This is a genomic window from Clostridium sp. 1001271st1 H5 (assembly GCF_005845215.1).
GTDB lineage: Bacteria > Bacillota > Clostridia > Lachnospirales > Lachnospiraceae > Enterocloster.
Genome location: NZ_SPHO01000004.1, coordinates 51,794 through 63,958, shown reverse-complemented (window position 1 = coordinate 63,958; position 12,165 = coordinate 51,794). Strand labels below are relative to the sequence as shown.

Annotated in this window: 14 protein-coding genes; 5 read left to right on the top strand and 9 right to left on the bottom strand. The window is 47.7% G+C overall.

What is annotated here, in order from left to right:
- The first annotated feature begins 175 nt into the window (after positions 1–175).
- The 4 genes from FGS84_RS07130 (at position 176) to FGS84_RS07115 (ending at position 4,922) form a co-directional block, all read left to right on the top strand.
- Positions 176–1,018 (top strand): YitT family protein, encoded by an 843-nt coding sequence (locus tag FGS84_RS07130; RefSeq protein WP_138307060.1) that lies wholly within the window; start codon positions 176–178, stop codon positions 1,016–1,018.
- Between the two features lie 686 nt (positions 1,019–1,704).
- Entirely contained in the window at positions 1,705–2,592 is an 888-nt protein-coding gene (locus FGS84_RS07125; protein WP_138307058.1) for a sugar ABC transporter permease, read from the top strand.
- The gene (locus FGS84_RS07120; RefSeq protein ID WP_138307056.1) at positions 2,589–3,434 is read left to right on the top strand and encodes a carbohydrate ABC transporter permease; all 846 of its coding nucleotides are present in this window, start codon (positions 2,589–2,591) and stop codon (positions 3,432–3,434) included. Before FGS84_RS07125 ends, FGS84_RS07120 begins: the two co-directional genes overlap by 4 nt.
- Positions 3,435–3,506: 72 nt before the next feature.
- Positions 3,507–4,922, top strand: coding sequence for an ABC transporter substrate-binding protein (locus FGS84_RS07115; protein ID WP_243277652.1), 1,416 nt, complete (start codon positions 3,507–3,509; stop codon positions 4,920–4,922).
- 53 nt (positions 4,923–4,975) lie between these two features.
- Here FGS84_RS07115 and FGS84_RS07110 read toward each other — a convergent pair whose 3' ends face one another.
- The 6 genes from FGS84_RS07110 to FGS84_RS07085 form a co-directional block, all read right to left on the bottom strand.
- Entirely contained in the window at positions 4,976–5,599 is a 624-nt protein-coding gene (locus FGS84_RS07110; RefSeq protein WP_138307054.1) for a MarR family transcriptional regulator, read from the bottom strand.
- A gap of 57 nt (positions 5,600–5,656) precedes the next feature.
- On the bottom strand, positions 5,657–6,040 hold the full coding sequence (locus FGS84_RS07105) for a metal-dependent transcriptional regulator (protein WP_138307052.1): 384 nt from the start codon (positions 6,038–6,040) through the stop codon (positions 5,657–5,659).
- A 19-nt stretch (positions 6,041–6,059) separates the two neighbouring features.
- Positions 6,060–6,965, bottom strand: a complete 906-nt coding sequence (locus FGS84_RS07100) for a cation diffusion facilitator family transporter (protein ID WP_138307051.1) — start codon at positions 6,963–6,965, stop codon at positions 6,060–6,062.
- Between the two features lie 153 nt (positions 6,966–7,118).
- Complete coding sequence (locus tag FGS84_RS07095; protein ID WP_138307049.1) at positions 7,119–7,943, bottom strand: hypothetical protein; 825 nt, start codon at positions 7,941–7,943, stop codon at positions 7,119–7,121.
- A gap of 240 nt (positions 7,944–8,183) precedes the next feature.
- Entirely contained in the window at positions 8,184–8,645 is a 462-nt protein-coding gene (locus tag FGS84_RS07090; RefSeq protein WP_138307047.1) for an Hsp20/alpha crystallin family protein, read from the bottom strand.
- Positions 8,646–8,729: 84 nt separating this feature from the next.
- Positions 8,730–9,149 carry an Hsp20/alpha crystallin family protein gene (locus tag FGS84_RS07085; protein WP_138307045.1) on the bottom strand — a complete coding sequence of 140 codons (420 nt, stop codon included), beginning with the start codon at positions 9,147–9,149 and terminating at the stop codon, positions 8,730–8,732.
- Positions 9,150–9,804: 655 nt separating this feature from the next.
- On the opposite strand from FGS84_RS07085, the gene FGS84_RS07080 reads away from it, so the two are divergent.
- Positions 9,805–10,038 carry an HPr family phosphocarrier protein gene (locus FGS84_RS07080; protein ID WP_002567698.1) on the top strand — a complete coding sequence of 78 codons (234 nt, stop codon included), beginning with the start codon at positions 9,805–9,807 and terminating at the stop codon, positions 10,036–10,038.
- A gap of 69 nt (positions 10,039–10,107) precedes the next feature.
- Here FGS84_RS07080 and FGS84_RS07075 read toward each other — a convergent pair whose 3' ends face one another.
- The 3 genes from FGS84_RS07075 to FGS84_RS07065 form a co-directional block, all read right to left on the bottom strand.
- A complete protein-coding gene (locus tag FGS84_RS07075; RefSeq protein ID WP_243129890.1) occupies positions 10,108–10,314 on the bottom strand; it encodes a hypothetical protein in 207 nt (68 codons plus the stop codon).
- Positions 10,315–10,501: 187 nt separating this feature from the next.
- On the bottom strand, positions 10,502–11,374 hold the full coding sequence (locus FGS84_RS07070) for a YitT family protein (RefSeq protein ID WP_138307043.1): 873 nt from the start codon (positions 11,372–11,374) through the stop codon (positions 10,502–10,504).
- A gap of 4 nt (positions 11,375–11,378) precedes the next feature.
- Positions 11,379–12,125: a copper homeostasis protein CutC gene (locus FGS84_RS07065; RefSeq protein WP_138307041.1), complete on the bottom strand. Its 747-nt coding sequence runs from the start codon at positions 12,123–12,125 to the stop codon at positions 11,379–11,381.
- Positions 12,126–12,165: the final 40 nt, after the last annotated feature.

Here is a 12,165-nt window from a genome sequence, read left to right as displayed (position 1 = left end):
CCTTCTGTTTTATATGTAGTTTTAAATGATTTATAATAAATCCTTCCTTAATTCTGTGAATTGCAGGAAGGGACGGGATGTGATACAATACCACACGGGGCATTTGACGGACCGTTTCGCAGCCTGTAAATAAAAATGTGTAAATAAAAAAGTATGTATTGGAGGCTTATATTTTATGAAAAAGTGGGAAACCATCAGAGAATTTATCATGATTACCTTTGCCACCGTCATTGTGGCGGCAGCCGTCTTTTTCTTTCTGATGCCGAGCCACGTATCAGTGGGAAGCATCTCCGGTCTGGCAATTGTTTTGGGAAACTTTGTTCCCCTCAAAATTTCAGCAATTACCTTTATCCTGAACATGCTTCTCCTGGTTTTGGGTTTTCTGCTCATTGGAAGGGAATTCGGTGCAAAGACGGTTTATACCTCGTTCCTTCTGCCTGTGGTCCTGGCTGCTTTTGAACTTATGTTTCCGGGAAATGCTTCCATTACCAATGATGCATTTCTGGATATGATTTGCTATATCTTTGTGGTTAGCATTGGACTGGCCATGCTGTTTAACAGGAATGCGTCATCCGGCGGACTGGATATTGTGGCAAAGCTGCTGAATAAATACCTGCATATGGAACTGGGCAAGGCTATGTCCATGTCCGGTATGTGTGTGGCGCTCTCCGCTGCCCTGGTTTATGACAAGAAAATCGTGGTGCTCAGCGTCCTTGGCACCTATCTGAACGGAATCGTCCTGGACCATTTTATCTTTGGCTTTAACATTAAAAAACGGGTATGCATCATTTCCCAGCGCGAGGAAGAAATCAGGGAGTTTATTCTGCATCACCTCCACAGCGGCGCCACGATTTACGAAGCAATAGGCGCTTACGACGGACAGCCAAAGAGGGAAATTATCACCATTGTGGATAAAAACGAATATGCAACCCTGATGAATTATGTCCTGAAAACAGATAAAAATGCTTTTGTCACCGTGTATACGGTAAATGAAATCATATACAGGCCCAAGCGTTAAAAGGAGCCGGCCAGATGACAGATATCAGCGAGAGCAGGCATTTGGCTGGTATTAATTCCAAATATACCTGCATTCAGGGTTCGTGCATTCGTATTTTGGCGGGGATAACCTGCTGAAGCTCAGATGTGGTTCCCTGAACAGGAATGCGGCCAGCGGATTTCCGCGTATGACCAGTTCACTGTCTGTTAAATTATGTATTTCCCTGCAGCCGCACTTTGGACAGCCGGGATACTGTCCGTTCCTGTCCCTTTCATAGACAGGGGCAAATGAATGAATCTCAAACACATCCCCCATATCCTCGTAAAAGGTATTTTCTGATAAAGGTGTTCAGTAGAATGTTTGACAAGGACATTCTGATTATCTCACGTTGAATTAAAAAAATCCAGCCCAATTTATTCCATTTTTTTGATTATTATCTTCTTGGTCTAAAAAAGGTCATATTTCCGGCCATGATGTTCAAAAAATTATTTATAAACTATTTTTGAACAAAACAGTTGACAAATAATGGTATATATGGTACCATCCAGGTGTTTAAAGCGTTCAACAAATATGATAATTATAAAATTTTGAACAATATAGCAAATGTACGGTTATACATATTCGGGTGAAATAGCAAAACCATAACTATTTAACCGCAGCTATATAAACCAGCCATAAAATCACCACAAATAACGGAGGAATGGTCTATGTCCGATTCACGCTTGTATAAACAATGGAAATCCAGATTTACATTCATGGCATTCGTAATCCCTGCCCTCTTTTTCCTTATACTGTTCTGGCTGCTTCCCATTGCAGCGTCCATTGGAATCAGTTTTACGGACTGGGATTACATGACCCCGGGGTTTCATGTGACCGGACTGGCCAACTATCAGGGACTGTTTCAAGATAAAGCTTTTTGGGAAGCCCTTGCCCATACTCTTGTGTTCGCCGCTAAGACTGTGATTCCAGTTCTGGCTCTGGGCCTTATGCTGGCTCTTCTGGTGTGGTCTGCCGGCCGGCATACCATTTATTCCCTTATTATCTTCTCCCCCTGGATTACGCCGGCTGTGGCTGTGTCCATTGTGTGGACCTGGATATTTGAACCGGATGCCGGGTTGGCCAACCAGCTGCTGCATATGCTGGGGCTGCCTGGTTCCGCCTGGCTGCACAGCTCCGCTACAGCCTTGTCCAGCGTGGCTCTTGTCACAGTATGGAAGAATCTGGGATATGTGATGCTGCTCTTTTCAGGCGCATTATCCAGGATGCCCTCAGAGCTGTCTGAAGCTGCTTCTGTTGACGGGGCGGGAAGTTTGCAGCGCTTTTTATACATTACTCTTCCGCTGCTGCGCCCGGCTGTATTGACAACAGGAATTATCATGACTGCGGATTCCCTGCGGGCCTATGACCAGATTCAAATTCTGACCCAGGGAGGACCGGCAGGCAGTACCAGGACCCTGCTCTACCTGTATTATCAGCTGGGGTTTGAGCAGTTTAATATGGGAAGGGCGGCTGCGGCCGTGGTCATCCTTATGGCTATAGGTCTGGGCCTGTCCCTGCTCCAGCTCCATATGAAGAAAAAGGAGGTATACTCATGATTACGGTTCCGCGTACCCTTCCAATGGTTCGTTCAGTCGTTGCCCATGTGCTGTTGGCATCAGTCTGCTGCTTTACCGTATTTCCCTTTTTGTGGATGGCTGTAAGTTCCCTTAAAACAAAGGCAGAGGTTATGGCGGCAGATACCTTCCTCCCCTCATCGCCCCAGTATGGGAATTACCTTGAAATTCTATTCCGTTCCCCCATTCCGCGTTACCTTGCCAACAGCCTGTTGGTGGCAGTCAGTGCAGTGGTTATCCAGGTCCTGTGCTGCTCCCTGTTTGCCTATGCAGTGACATTCATGAAAATCAGGGGGCGGAATATCCTGTTCCGGCTGGTTCTGTTCACTTATATGGTGCCAACCGCAGTGACCTATATCCCCTGTTATATCATCCTTTCCAGGTTAGGGCTATTAGACAGTTACCAGGGCCTTATCCTTTCCAATGGCATCAGCGTGCTGGGAATCTTTTTGCTCCGGCAGGCATTTGAGAGCGTTCCCATGGATACCATAGAGGCAGCCGGGATGGACGGAGCCGGTCATATTAAGATTCTCACAGGGATTATACTTCCCATGACGCGGCCCTCCTTTGTCACATTTATCCTGCTGTCCTTCATCAGTACATACAACAGCTATATGTGGCCGTCCCTGATAACGGATACTCCAAAGCTGAGTCTGGTATCCCAGGGGCTTAGGCGGTTCCTCTATGAGGGAGGCGCCTATGGAACCCAGTGGTCCCTGGTGATGGCCGCAGGAACGGTGACTGTAGTGCCTTTGCTGGTTTTATTTGCCGCTGCCTGGCCTCTGATTGTCAGGGGTATTACTGATTTGGGCTGCAAAGGTTAATCTGCGCGGCCGGGCATAAACCGTCAGTGGTAACCAGTTCATTATAAAGCATCCATACAGGAGGAATAAGATATGAATCAAAACAGGAATCAAAAGACGAACCGAATTGTGAATCAGATGAACCGCTGCCGGACAATCATCCATCAAAAGACATTGGCAGCAGCACTGCTGGCATCCGTTTTTTTCCTTCTTTCAGGCTGCGGGACCAATGCCCCGGCGGATACAGTCACAGACAGCGGCAGGGTCCGGGTTACATTCTGGTATTCAGGTGGAAAGACCGCAGCCAGGGTCATGGAGGAAATCATTGACAGCTTCAATCAGTCTCAGTCCAAATACACGGTGACCGGAATCCAGCAGGCTGATTACGATGAGACATACACCAAGCTGCAGGCTGGAATTGCGGGAAAGAATGCGGCGGATATCGCTCTTCTGGATTCGGATAAGGCGCGAAACCTTATGAAGAAGGAATTATTAGTCCGCCTGGACCGTTATACAGACCAGGATGATTCGTTTGATAAGGACAGCCTGATTCCCGTATTTCATAACCAGTGTCTTTGGGACGACGGGGCTTTGTATGCGATGCCTGCTTACGGCACCACACAGGTCATGTACTATAACAGGAGACTGTTTGAAACAGCAGGCATCCGGCCTGATTCCATTCAGACATGGGAGGACCTGGCTGAGGCGGCTGAAACCATACAACAGAGTACGGGAGGAAGCGCCTGTGGATGGGAACCTATGTGGGGGGAGGACAATCTGATTGACATGGCCCTCAGCAACGGAGGAACCATGCTCAGCGATGACAGCCGCACCGTGCTCATTAACTCGCCTCAGTGGATTGAAACCTGGGAAACAGTGCGGAAATGGATACATGAAGATGATATAATGGCTGTCCACTATGGCGGCCAGGGCTGGGAATACTGGTATGATACCATGGATGATGTGCTGCAGGACAAGGCAGGCGGGTACACCGGCTCCTCCGGCGACCAGGCTGATTTGGATTTCACTAAGGTGGGCGCCATGGAACAGCCTGGATTCGGAGATAATCCGGCTGCTCCTGTAGCCAGGGTGTTGCAGCTGGTGATGGTGGATACGGGAAAGGATAAGACAAAGGATGGGGCCTATATGTTCATGAAGTATTTTGCAGATGCGCCCCAACAGGCCAGGTGGTCCATGGCAACGGGATATATACCGGTCCGCCGGACCACCCTGGACATTCCGGAATACCAATCCTATACAGAGGAAAATCCCCAGGCCCTTGTTCCCCTGGCCCAGGCCATGCACGCGTCTCCTGACCCCATAGACCCAACTGGAGGTAAGATTTTCGACGCCCTGTCCATTGCGGCGGACAAGGTGGAGATTGAAAATGTGCCGGCGGCAGATGCCCTTAATGAAGCCGCCGAAACCGCGCAGGCTGCCTTGGATGAAACATATAAAAATGCAGAGGCTGTTCTGGATGAAGCTGCAAATAAAGCTGACCGGAAATGAGGGCTGCCATTGGCTGGATGCACCGGCTGTCCTGGCGGCAATGACAGGACATTCTACCTTCTGTGATGTTCAAAACACCTTCCGGAATCCTCACTGTCATTTCTCCTGCCACGGCCGAATCCATTGCGCAGGGGACCTTCTCCATGATGGCGGAAGGGTTCCCTGTGTCCGTGGCTTAAGATATATTCATGCATCTCCTTCATTTTCTCAAAGGTATATTCTGAGGCATGGTCCGGATCCAGCTGCCGTATGATTTCATCCTCAAGACGTTCCAGGAACTGCTTAAATTGCTGCTGTTCCTCCTCGGTGAAACAGCAAAACAGCTGTTCCGCGTCCCGGCTGTCCATTCCATCTGACTGTTCCACTGCTTTTTTGCCCTCTTCTGTCAGGATGATGTTCATGCTGCGCCTGTCCTGCTCAGAGGGAACCCGCTTTACATATCCCTTGCTCTCCAGCTTACGCAGCAGTTCACTCATAGACTGGGTGCTGATTCCCAGAAGATAGGACAATTCCTTGTGGCTGATTTCCGGCTTCAGCTTCAGGATGGCCAGTATTCTGCCCTGACCCTTATAAGGGCTTCCCAGGGGGCCGTTTTCCTTATAAGCCTCTGTCTGGTAACGGTGAAGCAGCATTCCGATATGGAAAAAATGTTCTGACAGCTGTTTGCCATGGTCCATATATGGTTCCTCCTGTTTTCTGATTTCTTAATCTGTGTATGGTTTCCTGCCTTGGTTTTATTCTGCCCGAGGTTCTTCCCGTCCTGCTATAAGGTCTGTGATATGAAGAATGGATTCAGGGCTTAAGTAATGTTCAACTCTGCAGGCATCCAGTTCTGCAACCTCTTCCGGTACGCCGATGCTGCACAGGAATTGCCGGAAGGTCTCATAGGAATGGCTGATTTTAGCCGCGATGCTGTATCCAGCTTCGGTCAGGTCTACCTCATGGTTGCTGTGGACCAGAATAAGCCCGTCAGCCGCCAGTTTGCCGAATGCAATGGAAACACTGGGCTTTTTTACGGAAAGAGAGGCAGCAACATCCGTGGCCCTTACATGTCCGTTTTTTTGCTTTAAGAACAGGATGGCTTTCAGATAGTTTTCTTTTGAGACAGTGATATTCATAATCGTAACCCTCTTCTGCTTATTTGTCCATATCTTTCATAATAATCTGTTCCATGCTCAGGGAAAAGGCGGGACTCAGTCCAATTTTCCGCAGTTCTTTTTCCAGCCGGTTCATGGACTGATTTACCTTATCCAGAGGACATTCCTGGTTAATGGTGATTTGCAGGGATACAATCCTGCTCTCAGGGCCGTAATCATGAAAGTCCATTTTTTTCAGGGTCAGGAAGTCCTTTTCTTTATCAAAGCGTTTCTGGATTTCCAGAAGCTGCTGCTGGGATATGCCTTCTCCAAGGAGCAGCATGTAGTGATTCAGAAATGCCTTCACCCCATCCTTCAGAATCAAAAGACTGATTATGATTCCCACTGCCCCGTCTGCAGAAATCCCGGACACTGTGTACAGAAATGCCGAGCCAACGGTCATCAGGGTCATCCTGATATCCGCCCATTCATTCTGTTCACAGGCTTTCAGAGCCATGGATTCCAGCTGCCGGTTCACGTGCTTTGTGTATGCGGATATCCCGTATTTTGCCAGGATGGACAGCGCGGATACCACATAAACCAAGGTGGGAAACGAACGGGCCGGTGGCTGAAGCATCCGCTGGATGGCTTCACGGAGCATGGCGGCGCCGGTCAGTATAATTGTTATAGCTATGATGAGTCCAAGCACATACTCTGTCCTGCCGTGTCCGTACGGATGGAGACTGTCCCCCTTTCTTCCGGCCAGGCGGAACCCCAGTACTACCATCAGGGATTGAATGGAATCCATTAGATTGTCAAAGCTTTCAGCCAGCACAGCTACATTTCCGCATAGGGTGCCGGTCAGGTATTTGCATATAAAAAGCAGAACATTTCCAAGGGCGGAAAAAAGACCGGTCTTCATCCCCAGGTTTTCCCTGGAAATGTTCTGTGTCAATGCCTGTTCCATAAAAATCAACTCCTCTCAACTGCGAATCAGTGAAATCAATTGTGTGCAACAAAATACATAAGGTACCTGATGTAAATATAGCAGGTACCTTATGTATTTGTCAACACTAATATTTTCCTGGCTTATTTACAATAATACCATATCTCCGTTCGTTCATTTATTGTGTTTTTGTCTGCGGGATTTGCGGTCCGAAAACATAAATAGTATCAGGGTGATGAATAAAAGACAGCCTGTTATTACTACGGCCACGGATTGTATGAAGGAAGAAAATTCGTAGTATTGCTCCATCTCCTCTCCTTCTATCCATCCGCTGTATAAATCAAGGGCATTTCCAAGGTATATGTCCTCCGGTACATCCCGGTCTGTTATGCGGTATGCCTTTTTTTCTTTTTCATTCAGAAAGCGGGCTGCCCCCTCGTCCCAGTAATAGCCCACGGGAAGCACCACCCTGCCTCTGGCAGGAATGCGGGTAATTGCATTGTCCACCAGGGCCCAGGTTCTGGAACCATCCTTAAATGTAATCAGGTAATACTGGGCATAGTCCGCATAGGGCCGCATCCAGAAGGTGGTCCACCAGCTCCGCGTAATGGCGGGCGCAGTGATTCCATAGGTACGGCTGCGGCTGCCGTAATAACCGCGCTGGGTGGAAGGCCGTGACCTGTGATTGATTTGTTTATATATGCCGGTTGCTTTAAACATGGATGCATCTGCTTCCCATGCTCCGATGTAGTTTTTCTGCAAATCCGCTGCTGACATCATGTATCCGGTTGGCTCCGTACAGGGGTAACCTGCCCGCTGCAATAAGCCGGAAGTACTCTCCTTGTCTCCTGTCAGCACTTCTTTTGCAGATACAGGTTTGGCAGACTGGTAAAGGATGCCTTCAAAATTCAGCCGCGGAGCAATGGTGAGCCAGAAAAAGAGCATAACAGCCTCTGCCAGAAGCACCCATAAAAGCCTGCATTCCTTTTTCTTTTTCATTTGCCCCATTCCTCCTGTCAGACCTTTTTAGGCATATCCGGAGACAGAAGGCTTATCCCTTTCCCTGCCGGATGGTATTTGTCATTCACATTATACCATATAATGAAAAGACCGGACATAAAAACCGAACCCAGCAGTGCCAAAGATGCGATACGCTGATGCCATATCACAATCACTGGCGCTGCAGGGTCCGGTTTCATTCATGCCGGGGTATCCCTTTTATAAATATGCATTTCAGAATTATCCTTCTATGGATATATATTTTTTCTCTTCTGCCAGGGGTTTTGTTTCCTTTTTCGGAATGGAAAGCCTCAGGATACCATGCCTGAATTCGCCCTTAATGTCCTCGTCGGTCACATCCTCGCCCACATAGAAGCTTCTCTCGCAGGCACCGGCATAGCGCTCCCGGCGTATATATCTGCCGCTGCCCTTATCCTGTTCATCTTTGTCCAATCCCTTGGAAGCGCAGATAGTCAGGTAGCCGTCTTTCAGGGATGCCTTGATTTCATCCTTCTTAAAGCCCGGCAAATCCATTTCCAGCTCATATGCTGTATCCGTTTCACGGATGTCGGTTTTCATCAGGTTTTTGCTTCTGCGGCCATATAATTTCTTTTCCAGTTTTTTCATATCCTTATCATCGAAAAATGGGTTCCTGAAAAATTCATCAAACATATCTTCACCAAACATACTGGGCATTAACATACATCATTCCTCCTTTGCTTTCTGTGCGGCTCCCGGAAATGATTCCGGGAGCCATGTATGTTCAGGTCATCAGCCATATATCTGCTAACCTTCAATTGCAATATACTTTTTCTCTTCCACGGCCGGTTTTGCTTCTTTCTTAGGAATCACCATCTTCAGGGTGCCGTCTTCGAATTTAGCCTTGATATCCTCCTGGGTCACTGCATCACCAACATAGAAGCTTCTGCTGCAGGAGCCGGAATAGCGCTCCCTGCGGATGTAGGTTCCGCCGGAATCCTTTTCATCCCTGGCGGAATCTGTGGTGGCCTGGATGGTCAGATATCCGTCCTTAAGTTCTGCCTTTACATCTTCCTTTCTGACGCCGGGCATGTTCATGGTTATCTCATAGCCGCTTTCCGTATCCTTGATATCTGTATTCATCATATCGAATGTCTTGCGGCTGCCGAATGAGTAATCAAAAAAGTCATCCAATAAATTTTCTCCAAAAATACTAGGCATCAACATATGTCATCTCTCCTTTATTTTATAATCTATGTGGTTGTTATATAGTGTACGGGAACTGGGTGGGGAGAAAGTCAGGAAGCATATGTCATTGCATCCCTTCTTTTCTTTCCTCTTCCTTTGTTCTATATGTAATATAACACGCATTGTTAGCAATGTCAATAGATGAGTGCTAATTTCACATTTTTTTCATAACTTCATAATTGCGTAAATTTTTCTTACGAAAAAGCTGTTTCACCCATCCTCACGGAATCTTTATATATACCTCATGATTTGGATATGGAATCTTTAGGCTGCCTGGTGCTACGATAAAGCCAGCAAAAGAACTGAAACACATGTGAAGGAGGTGTATTATATATGAATAAGGAATTCAGGCGTGATATGGCTGGTATGGGAATCATGTTTTTAATCATGCTGGGAGCAGTTGCGCTCCGCGCATATATCTGGCTGTAGTCTTATCTGTAATGAACGGATGCCATAGGGATTCAATGTTTTTTTCCTGTTTTTTCCTTAAGTCAGACCGAAAACATGAAATATTACAGGAAATCCAAAAATCTTACCATGGAAAAATCCATGCAGGACTCCTATACTTATAACAACACCATAAGACAAATCTGGCATGGAACAGAGCCAGTGATATGCAAAGGAGTGTAAGATTATGACAAGTATGTTAGTTAAGTTTGAACAGCCGGAACAGGTGGTGGATTTTGTAAATACACTGAGCCATTATGACTGTGATGCAGATATTAAGTATGGCAGCCGTATGGTAGATGCCAAGTCCGTTCTGGGGGTTCTCTATCTGGCGGTATCCCGTACCGTGGAACTGATACTCCACATTGATGAGGATGGCTCCGGGGACATAAAAAACAGACTTGCGAAATTTGCCGTATAAACAGAACCGAAATCAGAAAATCAGCCGGCTGTGCCAAAGCCGGCTGATTTTCTGATTATGGGTCCGGAACTATCTGCTCCAGTACAGTATCTCGCCGCCATACTCCATGGTCAGATACTGTGTGTTATCTTCCGATATAAGGTGAAGAGTCAGGCTGTTCTGACTGTCACCATGGTCTTCATAGGGTGTGATGGCGGCCGTTATGGTCCCGCCTGATTCTGCGGACACGTCTGCTTCCGAACACTGCCCCTCTCCGCCGACGCCTATGCCTATCAACTTAACATCCCTTTCATATATCTTAATTTTTACGAAGGGTAGTTTGGAATGACAATCCCTGGCATACCCCTGAACCAAACAAAAACGCAAATAGTTGACATAAAAATTTTATGTCAACTATAAAGGGGTTATGTCAACTCAACGGACATTTCCGGTCAGCCCATACGGTTCTGCTCCACAGCAGCATCTATTCAATGGGTGCCTGGTAAAATCCGCCATAAAAGTTTTCCGTTTTAATCATATTTACAATCACATGGGAATCCTGCTCCCGCATGAGATGTACGATGTCGTTTACCTCATAGGAGGACACCACGGTGTGAAGCAGGTACATTTTTTTATGGCTGTAACCGCCCACTGCATCCACGCAGGATATGCCATGCCTGTACTGTTTTACATACTGGTCTATGATTTCCTGCGCCTTGGTGGTGGTAATCTGCAATGTCACCCGCTCGTACCTGTGATGGAAGGCAGAGATGGCCTTGGTGGATACGAACTGGAACAGAATGGAATAGCCGGCATACAGCCATCCGAACATGTATCCGAAGATACAGAGTATCACACAGTTGCCTGCAAACACATATTCCCAGATAGACCGTCCTGTCTTATTGGATACATAGAGTGCAATAAAGTCCGTACCGCCTGTGGAGGCATTTCCTCTTAAAGCAATGGCAATGGACAGCCCGTACAGGAAACCGCCGAAGACCACATCCAGGAGCACATCGTTAAACAGCGGTTCAAAGCTGCATATTTTAAGAAAAAAGCTGGCCATGAATACCTGAAGCATGGAATAAAAGGTAAAACGCATGCTGATGCTTTTGCTGCAGAGGATGGCCACCGGTATATTGAGGACCAGCATACCAAGGGAGGTGGAAATCGTATGTCCGTAGAGGGATGCAATCCTGTCTATCAGGATGGCCACTCCGGTAAATCCGCTGGACAAAAGGTTAGCCGGCCGTATAAAAGCCTGAATCACATAGGTCTGCAGCAGGGCGGACGCTGTCACGGCCAGGATGGTTATGAGCCTTCTCACCAGCATGTTCTTTTTGTATTTTGCTATCATGGCCCTATCTCCCTAACGCTCCAAGACTGTCCAGGAGCTGACGGACCAGGGCTTGTGACACCACATCATAACTGTTCTCATGGGGCGGCTCTGCAAAGCCGTAGGTCACTCCGTTGGAAGTGGTGGTAGGGTCTGTCATCCAGTCCTTGCAGGAGCTGTGGACCTGCCTTATTCCGGTTTCTTCCATGAGGTTCCTGGCATTGGAGACATTGATGCCGCTTCCGGCCAGAATCTCAATGCTGTTCCCATATGCTGACTGAAGGGCACCCAACAGTGCCTTTCCCTCCACCGCCTTTGGCTTTAACCCGCTGGTCAGCAGACGGTCGGTTCCCAGTTCTATCAGGGTTTCTATGGATTCATAGGGATTGGAGGTGCAGTCAAAGGCACGGTGAAAAACGGCTTCCTTTCCATGGCTGTGGATAATGGATATCATCCTTGCATTCCTCTCCCTGTCAATGGAGGCATCCTCCCTCAGACAGCCAAAGGCAATGCCGTCTGCGCCATGGCGCACCAGGTTTTCACACTCCCTGAGCATTACACTGAAATCCTCTTCGCCGTAACAAAATCCGCCGCCCCTGGGCCGGACCATGGCGATTACCTTTACATTGCAGTGCTCCTTCACAAGCTCCAGGGATGCCAGGGAAGGCGTAAGCCCGCCCATGTGCAGGGCGCAGTTCAGTTCAATCCGTCCGGCGCCTCCGGACGCTGCCTGTAAGGCGTCATAGTAGCTGCCGCAGCATATCTCCAACATATTAAAACCTCTCCTTCTTCCTGTCCGTCCTTACGTTACC